The sequence below is a fragment of the Actinomadura sp. NBRC 104425 genome (assembly GCF_030269545.1).
GTDB lineage: Bacteria > Actinomycetota > Actinomycetes > Streptosporangiales > Streptosporangiaceae > Spirillospora > Spirillospora keratinilytica.
In genome coordinates, this window is sequence record NZ_BSTN01000028.1 from 1 (window position 1) to 16,880 (window position 16,880).

Genomic DNA, 16,880 nt, shown 5'->3' on the forward strand with positions numbered 1-16,880 from the left:
CGGGGTTGGACATGCCCGAAGCGGGGGCCTCGCGGCCCCCAGCCCCCCGCGAGCCGGAGCACTCATCCGCGCGAATCTGTCTGTCACACCGTCTCGCCGTTCGCGCGGATGAGCACTCCGGACCGTGGTGATCAGGCGCGGCAGCGGGAATGCACGACACAACACGCCAGGGTGAACAAGTGCCAGGCCTCACGTCGTCCCCGCCGTCAGCCGAGGTCAGCACCGCCGAGGATGACGACAACGCTGACGACAACAGCCCCACACACAGGCCACCAGCAACAGCCGTGAGACACCGTCCACCTCGGCGTTTTCTCCTAGATCACGGCAGTTGCTACACCTGAAAAGCGGAAGGTCGGCGGTTCGACCCCGCCCCTGCCCACCGCCTCTGAGCATCACAAAGAAGCGCCCCACCAGCGGATACGCGGTAGGGCGCTTCTCTCGTCATGTCCGGCTGTGTCCGGCCGTCACCGGTTCACGGCGGTTGGCCGTGCCGAATACGTGCCGAAGATCAGTAACCCCGTAGGGCCTGCTCTATGCGGCGTTTGGACGTTTCGTCTTGGCCGTCAATGCACTTGGCGTAGACGCGAAGCAAGACCTCGACGCTGTGGTCGGCCCACTCGGCGACCTGGGGCGCCGGAACGCCACCGTTCAGCCAGGTGGACACGCAGGCGTGCCGGAGGTCGTGCACGCGCCGGGCCTGAGTGTGGTTGACGACCGATCGGCGGTCAACCTCGGGCGAGCCCTTGGGAGCCTTCGGCTTGGTCGTCTTGACTGGATTGGCGTCGAGCAAGCCCAGCTCTACGGCATCCTCGCAGGCGTGGTGCAGAATCGAGCGGTTTCGCTGGACGGTGGACGGGGCGCGGCTGCTTGCCGTCCAGCCAGGTCCGGCGGTGCTCAGGATGTAGAACGTGTAAAGGCGTTCCCCCTTCGCCGCGTTCAGAACGTTGCGCTCAACCGTCAGCTCCGAGTGGCCCGGTACTGGGCGTGCCGACCGTGATGAGGTTGGCGACGGTGCGGAAATGATTTCTCACACACAGAACGGGCGGGCGACCGCCATACCGGTACGGGGCGGGCCCTTAGGGCCCGGTGATCGAAGAGTGAGCAGATGGGGGCGGCGGTGCCGCGGGACCGCAGCGGGCGGCGGATGCCCCACCACAACGAGATGCCAGGGTCCACCGGGCGTGGCCAGGGTGGTGATCAGGAGGTCAGTATGAGGACGATGCTGAATGCGGTGAAGAAGCCTTGGATCCACGCCCAGTGCTGGACAGGGATACCGTACAGGGTGTGCTCATTGTGATGCCTGTTCACGGCCCGGCCCACGACGATGAGGAGAACGGTGCCGATCGCCAGCCCCACCGAGGTGCCGATGGGACCGAAAATATCCCCAAGGAACATCGCGGCGACGATTCCGGCGCCGATCAGCAGCGGCACGATGAGGAGGCCGAGCCCGGTCCAGACGATCAGCAGCATGTTTCATCACCGGCCGGCATACCAAGCGCCCCCTGGCCGCTCTCACTTCTACGGTCCCATGCCGGATCGGTCATCCGAAGTCCGGGCGTCGCAAGATTCACATAGCGCATCGTGCAGGCATCATCGCTCACAGTCCAGCCCTGCCCTGCGGGCTCTTGGCGGGCCGACGCGCAGCGCGAAGCCGCTCGTGCCGACCAGCGGCCCCCGATCGAGGTACCCGGTGCGCCGTCGGCATGGCGTGGTCTTCCGTGCGAGGGGCAGGGGCCGAGTAGTCATCAGCAGCCCGTTTCGGGCGAGTGTACGCCCCCTCTGGGGATTCCACTGACCTCAGGCCTTGCGTCCCGGAGCACTCAGTCACGTGGAAGGCTGCCACGTCCTTTGGCCTGCATCGCGAAGCCGCTTGTGCCAGCGGACGGCCCGATCGGGACACTTAACGCAGGAGAGCACGCCGGACCCGGCACGAAGGCCCATGCAAGGGAGTAAGGGTCCGACGAGTACTCATCCGCTGCGGACCGGTTGAGCGTGTGGGCACCTTCGGGTGTTCCGCGGGCCTGAGGATTCGCATTCCGGAGGGTCATAGGCACGCCCTTGGCCGTTCGCGCGAGTGAGCACTCAGATCACAGATCCGCGAAATGCACCTACTGACTTCGACTGTCAGACAATGTTGTGGCGGGCCACTGCGGGAGGACGCCACCCCAGGATTCCTTCGACCATCCGGACGGCCGGGACGATTTCGCCGACATCATGCACACGCACGATTCTGGCGCCCTGCATGATGCAGACTGCGACAGTGGCGATTGTCGCTTCTACGCGCTCCAGTTGTTTGCGGTTGACCGTTTCGCCGATGAAGTCCTTGTTAGATACCGCCGCCAGGAGTGGGTGGCCGATATCGGCGATCTCCGCTAGACGTCGCGTCAGTTCCAGCGAGTGGTACGTGTTTTTGTTGAGGTCGTGCCCTGGGTCGATTATGATTTTGTCGGACGGGACGCCGCGGCTTTCCGCCAGGGCGATGCGATCCCTGAGGAACTCGGCGACCTCCGCCACCACATCGTCATAAACGGGACGAGGGTAAGGCGTCCGGGGCTGGGCAAGGCTGTGCGTGATCACAAGAGCGGCGCCTGTTTCCGCCACGGCGTCGGCGAGGGCCGGGTCATGCAGCCCGCTCGTATTGTTCAGTACGTCGGCGCCGGCGGCGAACGCGGCGCGGGCGACCTCCGGCCTGAAGGTCTCGACTGAGATCACCGCGTCGGTGCGTTCGCGAGCAGCCTCGATCAGAGGAACAACACGGTCGATTTCTTCCGCCTCGCTGACGGGAGGGCCCGGGGCGAACGGCACGCCCCCGATGTCGAGCCAGTCGGCGCCGTGTGTGAGCGCGTTCTCTACGGCGGCAACCGCCGCGTCCAGGGCGAACGTCCGACCTTTGTCATGGAAGGAGTCAGGCGTTCGATTGATTATCGCCATGACGGCGACCTGCCGAGAGAAGTCGAAGGTGCGACTTCCGATCGTCCGCCGAGGGCGGATGATCTGCGGATTGTAGATATTGGAGTTCGCTTCCGTCACTGTCGCCTACCTTCGCTGTGATCCAGGCCCCAGCATAGTCCTACACATCGTCGCCGGGCCGCCCGTCCTGCGGCACTGTCAGGTCGGGCGTACCCTGCGTCTCAGGTGCACGGTGGGTCGCAGCGGGGCCGAGCAGGCCAGGCTCCAACCGGGATCGGTCCCATCCCGCGGCCCGGTGCTGGCGGCTCTGTGCCTTGGCCACGCCTGTTCCGGATCTGCGAGGAAACTGATAAGAGCGACGAATAGGCTTGAGTTTTCTCAGCTAGAGCAGGCTCGGAATCATCATCTCCTGGGTTGCGTCACGCAATCCTCAAGGACGTCTCTTCTGTCTTTTCGCCAGTGCCTCAGCTATCCCCTTCACCGTCGCAAAAGTGATGTCGTCGCACCTTTTGGGGGACGCGTCGGCCGGTAGGTTGGCGTTCATCGCAGACGGTGGGGTTGGTTTCCGCCCGTCTCCTCGGTGGGATGGCCTGCGGGTGCTGGCGGAGTTGCGCGGCAAGCGGCGCGCTGGCCGCGCGCGGCCCGGCCGTGGGGGCGGGCAGGTTCGGTGGCGCCTCAGATCGCTCGGCGGCGGACTGGCTTGCGGTGGACCGGTCTAGGGGAGCGGGGCGGTCAGATTCGGTGTCCGTGCCGCCTTTGGGGGCGTGGCCGCCGGGGATTGTCTCGTCGCAGCCGTCTTTGGCTTGTACGGCCGTGGGACGGCGGCGCTGTCTTTGTTGTGGCCCCATCGGGTCGTCGCCCGAATTGCTGGGTTGAACGTTGCCGCATTCCGGCCACTGGTTGCGTCGGGCTGGACGTGAGAGGGGTCCATGAAGGGTTGTTTTCTCTATGTTGGTGGGGTGTTCTGGGAGAGTCGGGCTTCGGCGTTGTCCAGCCACCGGCGGTACCAGCGGGCGAATCCCATCGGCTTTCCGTCGGTGTCGAGGAGCGGCCGGAAACCGCGGCCGTCGGCCATGTAGTCCGCCCACATCTGGCCCCTTGCCGGGCCGCTGACGACGAGCGCCTCGCGTAGCGCACAGCCCAGATGGCACAGGTACAGGAGCCCGACCGAATGCTCAGGCCGGCAGAGGACCTCCTCGTACTTCTTCCAGTAGGCGTCCTCGGCCTTGTTGAAGGCCTCGGGTGAGCTGTAGTCCGCTTCGTCGGGCGGGTCGGGCAGCGCGTCGGCCGGGTTGAACGCTTCGGTGTGCGGGAAGGGCTCTGCCAGCGTGTCGAGGTCGGTCAAATTGGCGCCGTCGCCCGCCCAGCGCCATCGCCCGTCCACTCGGCGGACCGGGAAGAGGCCGTACGCGGGTCCTGCTCCTCCCCTGCCGGCCTCAACGAGGAAGGATCGGTACTCACCGGGCAGTTCCACCCGCAGTTGCTCCTCGAGGTCTTGGAGATCGGCGGTGCTCAGCGGCGGCTCGAGGTGCCACCTGTGACTCATCGCTCCGAGGTCATCGCCCGGGTCATTGGCGGCCAGGCGGGCGAGCCGTTCACGTACGTCCGACCAGTCGGGGGGCGCCATGGTCGGCACGATATCCAAGGTGAGTGACGGCGATGTCCGCAGAGAAAGACGACACAGGCCTATTCGGGCAGGGGCAGGACCTGTTTCGAAGTGTGGTGAGTGGCGGCATGTCGTACGCCGGACGCAGTGAGGCATCGCGGCCACGATTTGCGAATCAGGCCGACCACCGGCGCCGGCCCGGCGTCCGCGGCGGCCGACCACGACGAGCTCGCCGTCCGCTAGCAGGCCACCGTCCACATCGCCGCCATCAACGAACGGCTCTGGCCAACTTCGAAACGTGTCCTAGGGTGTGTCCGGTCGATCATGATGGGCCCGCAGCAGTGCGGCGACCAGGGCGACGACCACAGTTGCTCCGTCGGCAGGGCGGCCGCCGCACCGGCCCGCTCGCACATGACGGCGGCGAAGCCGCAGACTCGCAAGCACGCAGCGGACGACCCGGCCCCCACCCGCACTCAAGAGCCGGATGCCAAGATCCCCGGACGTGGCCTAGGGCTGCTCCTGGGAGGGGCGGGGGGTGGTCAGGAAACCTATGGCGGCGGCGAGGGTGGCTATGCCTTCGCCTACGAGGCTGATTGTTTTATCGGTGTACCAGCTGGGGTCGTGCATGGCGGGGATGGGGCCGAGTCGGCCGACGTCCACGTAGTAGTAGAGGAGGAGGGCGCCGACGGCGCTTCCGGCGACGAGGAAGGCGATCGCGTAGGTCCATCTGCGGGCCCACGCGAGGACGAGGACGCCTGATACCGCGGCGAGGACGGCCTGGGCCCGGAAGAGGTCGTCTCCGGGGATGGTGCCGTCGCTGCCGCCGGGGCCGGGGGCCATTTCCGGTGCGAACTGCCAGTGGACGTAGGCGTCGGCCGCCAGTCCTGCGGCTGTGAGTAGGCGGAGCAGGATTCCCATACCAGTGGAACGGTGCGCCTGCCGCCGGCGGATCAACTCGGCGGGAAGGCTCGCGCGTTTCGCAGTGCGTTCGGTGTGTATGTTCTGGGGCATGCATCTGGCGCGGGTGTTCGACGAAGGCGGGGAGCACGGGAAGCGGCCGTCGGTATCGCGTCCTCCCGTACCAGAGCACGAGGTCGAGCGGGTGGTGGAGTACCTGCGCAACGGGAAGGTGGTCATGGCGGCGCGGTCGTTCGCGCCGGACCAGGTCGATCCTTCCCGGGGCGACAAGGTTCCGCTGATCTTCCACACGGACGGGACGTGGGTGTGGGCGGGGGCCGTCTACTACTACCTCAAGGAGCACGGCATTCCGCCGCAGCCCGAGCTGGTGCATCACATCCGGACGCGGAACTTCCAGCCCGCCGAGGTGGGCGACACCGCGATGGACGCGGCGATCGAGATCGCGACCGGGCAGCGGGAGCCGGATCCGCCCGTGCCGCTGCCTCCCCCTGGACCGCCCCAGCCGGGGCCGCCTCCGGCGCCGTTTCCGGGGCCGTTCCAGGGGCCGGGTGCAGTGCCTTTCGGTGGGCCTCCCCCAGCTCCGCCTGCGCCCGCATGGCCGCCGGGGTTCGGGCAGCCCTACCCGGGTGGGCCGGCGCCGTTCCCCCCTGGGGCGCCGCCGATGCCGCCGCCTCACGCGCAGGTGGCTCCGCCGGACGAGTGGGCGGCGGAGCTGCAGCGGCGCTTGAAGGAACTGGGCGTGGACTCCGGCGCGTACCGGATCGGTGAGGTCGTGGACGGCGCCTGGTGCATGGTGCCGGAGGGTGGCCGCTGGGCGGTTTTCCAGTCGCGTCACGGGGAGCGGCGCAGGCACGCCATGTTCGACACCCCTGAGCAGGCGGCGACGTACCTTGTCGGTGGTCTGCTGTTCAAGCCTGGACACAAGTCCAAGGACGGGGCGATCGAGCCGCTTCCGGGGGAGCCTCCGCTCACTCTGTTCCGCAACCGGCAGATGATCGAGCTGCCCCCGGGGACGACGGTCGACCGCTACGGCGACAACAGCGGGAACGTGGCGTTCACCGCGGGCACGCCCCTCCCCCAGCGGTCACTGCCGCCGGACTGGGCGAACCGCCCCTACCAGATGTTCCGGTTGCAGCGGCCGCTGAAGGTGCTGATGGGCGTGACGCTGCCGTCGTTCGACCAGCCCGGGGGCGGCACCGCGTACATCTTCGAGCGCTCTTTCGCGGAGCTGCTCGCCGACGGTTCGCTGGTCGTCGCCCGTTAGGGCACGCGGTTCGTCATGCCGGCGGTTCCGGCAGGGCGAGCGCGGCCGGGGCGTCGGGTGGGACGGCGGGGTTGCGCGGCGGGACGCTGCGGATGCGTCGGTAGGGCGTGCCCAGCGGAGGGCGGGGGTCGGCGTCTCCGCGGTTGGGCCAGAAGCTCATGGCGCGTTCGGCCTGGGCGGTGATGGTGAGCGACGGGTTGACGCCCAGGTTCGCGGTCACGGCGGACCCGTCGACGATGTGCAGGCCCGGATGCCCGTAGACGCGGTGGTAGGGGTCGATGACTCCTGTCTCGGGGGAGTCGCCGATGACGCAGCCTCCGATGAAGTGGGCGGTGGTCGGGATGTTGAACAGGTCGAACCATGTGCCGCCGGGGGTGGCGTGGAGTTCTTCCGCCAGCAGCCGCACGGCCTTGTGCGCGACGGGGATCCAGGTGGGGTTGGGTTCGCCGATGCCTTGGCGGGCCGTCAGGCGGCGGCCCAGGAGGGTGCGGCGTTCGGTCACGGTGATGGAGTTGTCGGCGGTCTGCATGACGAGGGCGATGATGGTGCGCCGTGACCAGTCCCGCAGGGAGAGGCCGCGTAGTACGACGTCGGGCCGCCGTACGGCCTGGCCAAGGAACTTGGCCCAGCGGGGGACGCGGCCGCCGCCGTCGATGAGAAGGGTCCGGATGAGCCCCATGAGGTTCTGGCCCGGCCCGTAGCGCGTCGGTTCGATGTGCGTGTGCTCGTCGGGGTGGAAGGACGAGGTGATGGCCAGGCCGGTGCTGTGGTCGACGTCCTTGGAGCGGTGCCACAGGGTGAGGCGTTCCACGCCCAGGAGCGCTTCGGAGTTGGTGCGGGTCAGCTCACCCAGCCGCGGGGACAGACGGGGAAGGACGCCCTTGGCGCGCATGCGGTGGAGAAGCCGTTGGGTGCCGTACGTTCCGGCGGCGAAGACGACCTGTTGCGCGGAGAGCCGCACCCGGCGGCGGCCGGAGAGCGCCCCGGAGCGGACGGCGTGTATGTCGTAGCCGCCGTCCGGGCGGGGGACGACGGCCGTGACGGTGGTGTCGGGGACGATTGCGGCGCCGGCGCGTTCGGCCAGGAAGAGGTAGTTCTTGGTGAGGGTGTTCTTCGCACCCACCTTGCAGCCGACCATGCAGCCGCCGCAGGCCGTGCATGCGGTGCGCCGGGGGCCCGCGCCTCCGAAGTAGGGGTCGTCCGTCTCCTCCCCGGGCTTGGTGTGCTCGTCACCGAAGAACACCCCGACGGGGGTCGGGTGGTAGGTGTCGCCCACGCCCATCCGTTCGGCGACGCGGCGCATCGCCTCGTCCGCAGGGGTGACCAGGGGGTTGACGGTGACGCCTAGCATGCGGCGGGCCTGGTCGTAGAACGGCTGGAGTTCGTCCTGCCAGTCGGTGATGTGCCCCCACTGGCGGTCGGTGAAGAACGGGCGGGGCGGCTGGTAGAGGGTGTTGGCGTAGACGAGCGAGCCGCCGCCGACCCCGGCGCCGGCCAGCACGAGCACGCCGGCCTCGCCCCGCACCAGGTGCATGCGCTGGATGCCGCGCAGGCCGAGGCGCGGCGCCCACAGGTACCGCCGCAGACGCCAGGAGGTCTTGGGCAGGTTGGACTCGTCGTAGCGGCGGCCGGCCTCCAGGACGGCGACCCGGTACCCCTTCTCGGTGAGCCGTAGCGCCGAGACGCTGCCGCCGAACCCCGATCCGATCACGACCACGTCGACGTCGAAGCCTTCGGGGTCAGCAGCCATGGGGACCCTCCCTGAAGCCGAAGAACACGGTCTCCGACTATCGGCCCGTCACGGTGCCGCGCACCACGCAGAGAATGCGGCAACTGTGCAGGCGACTTGTCAGCGGCCTGATAAAAGGCGGCTAACGGCCCATCCGAAAAGGCATTCACTGGAGGGGCTGATTTGAGTGCCTTACTCCGGGTGATTGTCGGACGTTTGTGCACCCGTTTCTGACTTCAGCCCTCATGCGGCACGTGCGCGCTGACCGCGCGCGCTTGGCCCGGCCGCGCCGGGCGGCCGCTCGCGGGCAACTCGCCTGGCGCGGCACGCGGGTGCGGCGTCGGCCGCACCCGGGGAGGGCCGTCACCGTCAGTGCGACCGGCATCACCGCGGCGAATGCCAGCAGGTCGTCCCGAAGAAGTCAGCCGCCGACAAGCGTCTGACCATTGTTTCTGCGCGGATTACGCAGATTGTCGTAGATATGTGGGCATGATTGGGCGTTACGACATCCAGGTGACGTGTTGCGGACGTGCAGTTTGCAGGCGTGTCCACATCAGGTCAAACATCGGTGTGCGTGCCACATTGCTCATCACTTTGCGCAGGGGAATGATTGCGGTGTGCACTCGACCGCGGAATGGTGATCACGTGATGCTCGGCAGGACGAACCCGGCCCCGGCCCGACGGACGCGGGGCCTCCCGCACTCCGCCGCGCGGCGGCCGCTACCGGCAGTGACGCCATGACCGCCGCGATGGACGCCCTCGGCGACCGGCTGGCCCTCACCGGCGGCGCGCGGCAGGGGCGGGCCGCCCGCAGGATCGTCCGGGAACGCGCCGCCAAGGTGGTGGACGATCCGGTGGCGCTGGACGACATCGAGCTGATGACCGCCGAGGCCGTCGCCAACGCCGTCCTGCACGGCACCGGGGTGGTGCAGATCGGCGTGGCCACGGACGGACGGCGGCTGCGCGTCGAGGTCCGCGACGAGGGCCCCGCCCGAAGCCCGGGCCACCCGCCCGAGAACGAGGCCGACGGGCCGGAACGGCCCGGGAACGCCGGTGCCGCGTGCCGGCAGCCGGCCGACCACGGGCGCGGGCTGCTCGTCATCGACAGCCTCGCCGAGGAGTGGGGCCTGGAGCAGACCCCCACCGAGACGCTCCTCTGGTTCGTCGTCCACGCCTGAAGCCGCCCATCTCACTCCAAGCACCGCGCGTCCAGCTCGCGGGCCGCAGGCCCAGGGCAGCCGGTGCTCTCCGAGCCGAACACGATGGTGCGGTTCGCGCGCGCAGTGGGTGACCACGGCGTGGCATGACAGCCCGCACGCCGTCACCAATGCGCCCCGAGACGACAGCGACCCGCACCACGAACACCCGACGCTCTCTGCCCCAGGCAGGCATCGCGCGCCCGGCAACCGGGCAGCGGACCAGGACGCCTAGTGGTCCCCGAGGCACGATGGTGCGGTTCGCGCGCGCAGTGGGTGACCACGGCGTGGCATGACAGCCCGCGCGCCGTCACCGATGCGCCCCGAGACGACAGCGGCCCACACCACGAACACCCGACGCTCCCTGCCCCAGGCAGGCATCGCGCGCCCGGCAACCGGGCAGCGGACCAGGACGCCTGGTGGTCCCCGAGGCACGATGGTGCGGCCTGTCTGCGCAGCGGCGTGACGGCCCGCGCGGCGGCGACGGTGTGCCCCGTTGACGAAGCGGACCGGCGCTCAGGGAGTTGGTATGCGGACTGTTTCGGCCCAGGGTGGCGGCTCTGGAGCGGACCCGCCGATGAGTACCGCGATCAGTCGGCAGGCGGCGGGCTCGTCCGGCCAGGGGGTGAAGCCGTCGGTGAGGACGATGACGACGCCGGGCGGGTGCGGCGTCTCCAGGGCCCGGCGGATCCCCACGCGCATGTCGGTGCCGCCGCCGCCCCTCAGCTCGATCTGGTCGGCCGCGGTGACCCGCGACGCAGCCTGCACGTCGGCGTCGACGCTGAGCACGGTGACGCGGTCGCCGCGCACGCCCACCTCGCGCAGCACCCCGGTGACCTCGGCCAGCGCGGCGGCCAGCTCGTCCTCCCCCATCGAGCCGGAGGTGTCGATGACGACGGCGACGCGCGGCAGCGGGCGGCGCAGGCTCGGCAGGACGACGCCGCGCAGGGCCGGGCCGCGGCGGGACGGGCGGCGGTAGGTGTAGTCGACGGCGCCGCTCGCCCACGACAGCGCCTCGCGGACGGCCCCGGCCAGCACGCGCCGCCAGTCGACGGCGGGTTCCAACACCTGTTCGGCCCAGCGGCGCCATCCGTCGGGGAGGTCGCCGCGGGTGCGTTGGTGGGCGCGCATCGCCTCGGCGGTGTGCCTGCGGATCGCCTGGGCCTCGGTCTCGGTGACGCGCGGGGCGGTGCCGTCGGCGGCGCCGAGGTCCCACGGGGAGGGTTCGCCGTGGGCGCCCGATCCGCAGTCGTGGCCGTCGAAGGCGGGCACGCCCGGTAGGTACTCCTCGAACAGCCGTCCGGGCGGCAGGCCGTAGTCGGCGGGCGTGAGGCAGTCGGCGGGCAGGGTCAGCCCGTCGGCGAGCAGGTCGTCGTTGATCTCGCAGTCCTGGGCGAGGTTGATGCGCAGCCGGTCGCGGCGCAGCTTCGGGGCCAGCCGGTCGGCGCGGCCGTGGTGGTCGCGCAGCAGGTGCGCGGCCTCGTGGATCCACACGCCCGCCAGCTCCTCCACGGGGGTGGCGTCGACGAACGCGGGTGACACGTAGCAGCGCCAGTACCGGTCGACGCCCATCGTCGGGACGGCGGCGGACGGGACGACCGACAGCGAGTACAGCGCGGACGCCAGGTAGGGGCGTTGCGATGCGGCGCGGAACCGGGCGGCCAGCAGCTTGGTCCTGTCCAGATGCGGTGCGGAGGACCCGGTCATCAGCGGTCGCCGGTGAGCGCGCCCGACAGCTGCAGCAGGTCGAGGAACGCATCGATTCCGCTGGGCACGGGCCAGTCGACGTCGCGCAGGGCGGCCAGGTCGACCGCCGCGCGCGCCGCGACGTCCGGGACGCCCGCGTCGACCGCCTTGGCCAGCACCGTCCAGCCCGCCTCCCAGCGGCTGCGGGTGAGTCGGCCCTGGACGGCCGCGACCACCGAGGTGAGGAACGCCAGCTGCCGGTCGCCGCGGTCGGGCAGCGTGAACGCGTCCGGGTCGGCCAGCACCCGGTCGGGGTCGGGCAGGTCGAGGTTGTCCAGGTAGACCAGCAGTTCCAGGCCCGCGCCCTCCCCGACGGCGCCGACGACGACGGCCGACAGCGCCTCGCGTCCGGCGCCCGTGGCGTACCCGGTGGCGAGCAGCCGCAGCACCATCTCCCAGCTGCGGGGCGAGGGCCAGGCGCCGCCGCGCGCCTCGGCGTCGCCGGGCAGCTGGTGGGTCAGGCCGGGGCGCGCGGTGAGGAAGCCCGACACCGCTCCGCGGGCCCGCGCCACCGCGGACGGCATCCGCGCGGGTTCGATCTTGGGTATGGAGACCTGCGGCCAGGTGCCCGCCATGCCGCGCGCCACCGTGTGCGGGTCGTGCGTCCAGTGCAGGTGGACGAACCGGTTGGCCAGCGGCGGGCTCAGGTGCCAGCCGTCGGCGGCGCTGGACGGCGGGTTGGCGGCCGCGACGACGCGCACCGGCTCGGGCAGGGTCAGGCTGCCGACGCGGCGTTCCAGCACCACGCGCAGCAGGGCGGCCTGGACGGCGGGCGGCGCGGACGACAGCTCGTCGAAGAACACCAGGCCGCGTCCGGCGCGGGCGACGCGCACCGCCCAGTCCGGCGGCGCCATCGGCACGCCGGTGGTCGCCGGGTCGTCGCCGACGATCGGCAGTCCGGCGAAGTCGGACGGCTCGTGCACGCTGGCGATCACCGTTTCCAGGGGGACGCCGAGGCCGTCGGCGAGCCGGCGCATCCCGGCGGACTTGCCGATGCCCGGCTCGCCCCACAGCAGGACGGGCAGGTTCGCGGTGACCGCGAGCGCCAGCGCCTCGAACCGGTGGTCCTGGGCGGGTTCGGTGCGCCACGCCCCGGCGCGCCGGTTGAGCTCGTCGGCCAGGGCGAGGGCGTCGTGGTCGCGGGCGGTTTCATCGGTCATGCGTCCCCCTGTGCGGCGACCAGGTCCTTGAGGAAGTGCAGGTCGCGACGTTTGCGGATGTCGATCAGCTGGGCGAGGTTCACAAAGCCGCCCGGGTAGACGTAGCCGCGGACGTCGGTGCGCGCCCCGGCGTCCACCAGTGCCCGGACGAGGTCCGCGGAGGCGCCCTCGGAGACGGCGCGGAACAGCGGGGTGTGGCCGCGTACGTCGAGCGCCTCCAGGTCCAGGCCCGCCGCCAGCAGGCGCGGCAGCAGCGGCCGATGGTCGACGTGGTGGAGCAGGTGCGGGAGCGTGGTTCCTGTGCCGTCGCGCGCGTGCGGGTCGTGGCCCAGGTCGAGCATGCGGACCACGCCGGGCGTGTCGCCGTGCCGCATCCGCTGGAACAGCTCGTTGCGCTGGCCGCGCAGATCGCGCGGCATCCATCCGGCGGACGTCCAGCTCTGGCGGACGGCGAAGCAGCCGACGACCTTGCCGCCGAACGCCTTGAGCGCCTGCTCGCGCCGCCGTTCCTCGTCGGTGTGGTCGTGCGTGTGCAGGACGCCGTCCCGGTAGGACACCTTGTGCCAGGCGCCCCGGCAGCGGACGCGGATGACCGGGGGCGGCCCGGGGTCGGGCGGGCCGATCGGGCGGCCGTCGCCGGGCGCGTCCCGGGCGGGGAACAGCGCCGAACGCACCAGCGGGTGCAGGTCCTCGGGGGTGAGCCGTCCGGCGCGCAGCAGGTCCAGGTCGGGCAGGCGCCGCCAATACACCTCGGGCAGCGGGACGCTGGAGGCTCGGCCCCGCCGCCGCCGCTCGCCGGGGCTCAGGTCGTGCCGCATGACGAGGCGCAGGCCGTCGCTGAAGCGCGTCGGATCGTCGGCGTCGGTCTGGTCCACGACCGCGACGAAGTTGCGCAGCCCCCAGTTCGTGATCTGGTCGCCGATCGGGATGTGCCAGTCGCGGACGATGCCCGCGCGGGCGAGCCGCCGCAGTTCGGGGCGCAGCCGGTGGACGGCCAGCACGCTGGAGCGCAGCACGGCCAGCGGATCGATCCTGTGGTGGAGGGCCGCGCCGCCGTCCAGGGCGATGCCCGCGGCGGCGAGCTCCTGTTCGACGTCGCCGCGGTCGTGCAGCAGCGTGATCCATTCGGCGAAGCGGACGGGGTCGTCCGGGCCCGGGTTCTCGGTGGGCAGTTCGTCCGGGCGGCGCGGGGAGCCGTCGGCGTTGAAGAACGGGACGCGGTCCGAGCCGCCGTGCCGGGCGAGGAGTTCGTGCGCGTGCCGCGCGTCCCACACGTGGCGGGCCGCCGACCAGTCGAGTTGGGGCCGCGGGGTCTTCGCGGTGCCGACGGTCACCGGGCCGAACCGCAGCGTCAGCCGCTGCGCCGGGACGCCGTCGGGGGTGGCGACCTGCAGGGCGGCGCGCAGCCGCGGCCGGTCGTAGGCGTTCAGCACGATCACGCGGCCGCCCGTGATCATCGTCTGCGGGCTCCACTGCTGCTCGTGGCGGGGCAGGTGCCAGCGCAGCAGGTCGGGCGCGAAGTGCCGCAGGTCGTCCTCCAGCGCCTCGGCGACGGCCGGGCCCGCCGAGCGGGCCACCTCGGCGAGGTCGAAGGCGACGTCGACGCCGGCGGCGGCGCAGGCGCCCCGCCAGTCCCCGGCCAGGCGCCGCTGTGTCGCCTCCTCGATCATCCAGCGGGGCACCGCGTACCGGCGGGTCCGCGCCCACATGCCCGCGTGTTCGTCGTCGAACGGTTTGCACGCGCTGGTGCCCGGTTTCGGTTGGGCGGGGGTGTCGCGTTCGCTCACCGGTACACGCTCCCGATCAGCCGGATGTCGGGATGCGCCGGGGTGAGGGGGCGCATCAGCGCGTTCAGCGCGCGCTTGACGCGGCGCGGGACGTTGGGGCCGAGCCGCACCTGCTCCAGGCGCGTCTCGTTGTCGCTCACCCGGGCCAGCAGTTTCTTGGCGCCGCGTCCGGTGATGCCGGAGCGGGCGAGGTTGAGGGTGCGCAGGGGGCTGCCGGGGATGGCGTCGGCGAGGGCGGACGCGCCTTCGTCGCCGGTGGCGTTGGCGGGTGCGCCCAGAACGCGTTGTGAACGTGGACGCCCGAGGTCGAGTGTTTCGATGCCGTCCAGGGCGTCCGCCAGAGCGCGCGCGCCGTCGGGGCCGATGCCGTTGCCGCCCAGCCCCAGCCGTACGGGACGGGCCGGGTCCGCCGCTTCGGCCAGGGCGGCGACGCCCGCGTCCCCCAGGTGGTTCGACGAGAGGTACAGTTCGCGCACGCCCGCGTCGCGTATGAGGGCGGCCAGCAGAGGGGCCGCGTCGGCGGCGAAGCCGTTGCCCCCGAGGAAGAGGCGCTCGACCGGTTGCGGGCGTTCCGCCAGCGCGTCCCGCAGTACGCGCAGGCCGTCCAGGGTGACGCCCGTGTTGACCAGGTCGAGGGTGCGGATCGTCGTGTTGCGGCGGAGCATGGCCGCGAGCGCGTGCACGCCCTTGTCGCGGACGGGGTTGCGCTTGAGCCACACGGCCCGCACCGTGTCGTCGTCCGCCAGCCGTTCGGCGAGCACGGCGATGCCTTCGCCGTCGATGCGGTTGCAGCCCATGTAGAGCGTTTCGACGCCGTGCCCGGGGACGAGCGCTTGCGCGATGGCGCGCACGCCTTCGTTCCCCATGGCGTTGGTGCCCAGCAGCAGGTGCACCGCGTGGGGCGACGCGACGGCCACCGGCAGGAGGCGCGCGACGCCCTGCGGCCCCAGGCCCTGCTTGCACAGGTCCACACGACCGTCCGGGCGCAGCGTGCCCAGGGAGAACGTCTCGTCGGTGTCGACCGCGGACGCGTCGCCCAGGCGCGCCAGCAGCGGTTCCAGGGCGGCCGGGTCGGCCGCCGGGACGTCGGGGTGCTCGATGGCGGGGCAACGTACCGGGGTGGGCTGTGTCTCGGGGGCAGTCATCACCACTCCACTGGGCGGTAGTCCTTGAGGAACAGTCCATGCACGGGTTCGCCGCGCACGCCCCGCACAATCGGGTCGTACACGCGGGCGGCCCCGTCGATGACGTCCAGCGGCGGGCGGAAGCCGAGCGCGCGCTGCACCATGCGGCTGGGGTGGGGCCGCTCGTCGGTGACCCAGCCGGTGTCGACGCTGTTCATGTGGATGCCGGACGCGGCGTAGTCGGCGGCCGACGTCCGGGTCATCATGTTCAGCGCCGCCTTGGCCATGTTGGTGTGCGGGTGCATCGCGGACTTGTACGACCGCGAGAAGCTGCCCTCCATCGCCGACACCTGCACCACGTACCGGTCGGGGTGCGGGGACGCCTCCATCAGGCCGCGCAGCCGGGAGGTCAGCAGGAACGGCACGAAGGCGTTCACCACGTGCACCTCCAGCCATTCCCCGGGCGGCACCTCTTCCAGCCGCAGCACCCAGCTGTTGCGGTCGCGCAGGTCGAGCGGCTGGCCGGTCTCGTCGGTGCGCCCGGCCGGGAACAGCGCCTCCCAGCCCGCGTCCCAGCCCGCGTCGGGCAGGGGCTTGGGGGCCTGCCCGGGGGCGAGCGCGGGACGGGCCGCGCCGGACACGGCCACGCGCGCCGCGGCGCCGGTCAGTGCGCGACCTTCGGCGGCGCGCACCTCGCGGTAGTAGGCGGGCGGGCGGCGGATCGTCTGGGCGGCGTTGTTGACCAGGATGTCGAGATGGTCGAACCGCCGGTGCACCAGCTCGACCAGGTCGGCCACGGCGGGCAGGTCGAGGAAGTCGACGCCGTGGACGTGCAGGCGGTCGAGCCAGTCGCGGGCGTCGGCGACGGCGGCGAACCGGCGCGCCGCGTCCCGGGGGAACCGGGTCGTCACCAGCACCTCGGCGCCGTCGCGCAGCAGCTTCAGCGCCGTGTGGAAGCCGATCTTCACCCGTCCGCCGGTCACCAGTGCGCGGCGTCCGCGCAGGTCGGCGCGGGCGTGCCGGCGGGCGGCGTTCTGCTGCGCGCACGGCGGGCACATCATGTGGTACTGCGGGTGCACCTGCCGGTAGGGCGCCTTGCAGACGTAGCAGTACCGCGCGCGGAACAGCCGCCGCGGCGCCTGCTCACGCTCGGGGCCGGGCGCGGGATCGGGTGCAGGGTCCTGCTCGCGGTGGCGTTCGGACGCGGCCAGGGCCTTTCTGTCGTGCCGCCGCCGCTCCTCGCGCCGCGCCGCCTTGCGCGCCTTCTTGTCCGCCCGGTACGCGTCGCCGACGGCGCGCCGCACCTGCTGCCAGCGGGGATCGTCGGGGTTCGCCGAGGCCACGTGCCCCAGCACCCGCAGGCACGTGTCGATGTCGGCCTGTGTCGGCTCGGATTCGATCGACGCCACCGCGCTGGCCCCCCACCTGCGAAACGGGGTG

At 71.3% G+C, this 16,880-nt stretch carries 13 protein-coding genes; 2 read left to right on the plus strand and 11 right to left on the minus strand.

All coding sequences use genetic code 11. The features are described from left to right. Positions 1-508: 508 nt before the first annotated feature. The 5 genes from QSK22_RS28090 to QSK22_RS28110 form a co-directional block, all read right to left on the minus strand. Positions 509-790 carry a site-specific integrase gene (locus QSK22_RS28090; protein ID WP_352231494.1) on the minus strand — a complete coding sequence of 94 codons (282 nt, stop codon included), beginning with the start codon at positions 788-790 and terminating at the stop codon, positions 509-511. Positions 791-1,197: 407 nt separating this feature from the next. Next, on the minus strand, positions 1,198-1,470 hold the full coding sequence (locus QSK22_RS28095) for a hypothetical protein (RefSeq protein WP_285497428.1): 273 nt from the start codon (positions 1,468-1,470) through the stop codon (positions 1,198-1,200). Between the two features lie 654 nt (positions 1,471-2,124). Then, positions 2,125-3,030, minus strand: a complete 906-nt coding sequence (folP, locus tag QSK22_RS28100; RefSeq protein WP_285497429.1) for a dihydropteroate synthase — start codon at positions 3,028-3,030, stop codon at positions 2,125-2,127. Between the two features lie 826 nt (positions 3,031-3,856). After that, positions 3,857-4,537: an SMI1/KNR4 family protein gene (locus QSK22_RS28105; protein ID WP_285497430.1), complete on the minus strand. Its 681-nt coding sequence runs from the start codon at positions 4,535-4,537 to the stop codon at positions 3,857-3,859. Positions 4,538-5,023: 486 nt separating this feature from the next. Continuing rightward, complete coding sequence (locus QSK22_RS28110) at positions 5,024-5,434, minus strand: hypothetical protein (RefSeq protein WP_285497431.1); 411 nt, start codon at positions 5,432-5,434, stop codon at positions 5,024-5,026. A gap of 91 nt (positions 5,435-5,525) precedes the next feature. Between QSK22_RS28110 and QSK22_RS28115 the strand changes: the two genes are divergently transcribed. Continuing rightward, positions 5,526-6,698, plus strand: coding sequence for a TNT domain-containing protein (locus QSK22_RS28115; RefSeq protein WP_285497432.1), 1,173 nt, complete (start codon positions 5,526-5,528; stop codon positions 6,696-6,698). A gap of 13 nt (positions 6,699-6,711) precedes the next feature. Here the strand turns inward: QSK22_RS28115 and QSK22_RS28120 are convergent, their stop codons facing one another. Then, the gene (locus tag QSK22_RS28120; protein WP_285497433.1) at positions 6,712-8,448 is read right to left on the minus strand and encodes a GMC oxidoreductase; all 1,737 of its coding nucleotides are present in this window, start codon (positions 8,446-8,448) and stop codon (positions 6,712-6,714) included. Between the two features lie 716 nt (positions 8,449-9,164). Here QSK22_RS28120 and QSK22_RS28125 point away from each other — a divergent pair. After that, positions 9,165-9,605: an ATP-binding protein gene (locus QSK22_RS28125; RefSeq protein WP_285497434.1), complete on the plus strand. Its 441-nt coding sequence runs from the start codon at positions 9,165-9,167 to the stop codon at positions 9,603-9,605. A gap of 534 nt (positions 9,606-10,139) precedes the next feature. On the opposite strand, the gene QSK22_RS28130 is transcribed toward QSK22_RS28125, so the two are convergent. The 5 genes from QSK22_RS28130 to QSK22_RS28150 are packed head-to-tail and all read right to left on the minus strand — an operon-like array spanning position 10,140 to position 16,849. Next, positions 10,140-11,330, minus strand: coding sequence for a vWA domain-containing protein (locus tag QSK22_RS28130; RefSeq protein WP_285497436.1), 1,191 nt, complete (start codon positions 11,328-11,330; stop codon positions 10,140-10,142). Then, positions 11,330-12,529: an AAA family ATPase gene (locus tag QSK22_RS28135; protein WP_285497437.1), complete on the minus strand. Its 1,200-nt coding sequence runs from the start codon at positions 12,527-12,529 to the stop codon at positions 11,330-11,332. Before QSK22_RS28135 ends, QSK22_RS28130 begins: the two co-directional genes overlap by 1 nt. Next, positions 12,526-14,316, minus strand: a complete 1,791-nt coding sequence (locus tag QSK22_RS28140; RefSeq protein ID WP_285497438.1) for an ankyrin repeat domain-containing protein — start codon at positions 14,314-14,316, stop codon at positions 12,526-12,528. Before QSK22_RS28140 ends, QSK22_RS28135 begins: the two co-directional genes overlap by 4 nt. After that, positions 14,313-15,461 carry a leucine-rich repeat domain-containing protein gene (locus tag QSK22_RS28145; RefSeq protein ID WP_285497439.1) on the minus strand — a complete coding sequence of 383 codons (1,149 nt, stop codon included), beginning with the start codon at positions 15,459-15,461 and terminating at the stop codon, positions 14,313-14,315. The genes QSK22_RS28140 and QSK22_RS28145 overlap by 4 nt, the downstream gene beginning before the upstream one ends. Next, positions 15,461-16,849, minus strand: coding sequence for an SDR family NAD(P)-dependent oxidoreductase (locus tag QSK22_RS28150; protein ID WP_285497440.1), 1,389 nt, complete (start codon positions 16,847-16,849; stop codon positions 15,461-15,463). The genes QSK22_RS28145 and QSK22_RS28150 overlap by 1 nt, the downstream gene beginning before the upstream one ends. Between the last annotated feature and the right edge of the window lie 31 nt (positions 16,850-16,880).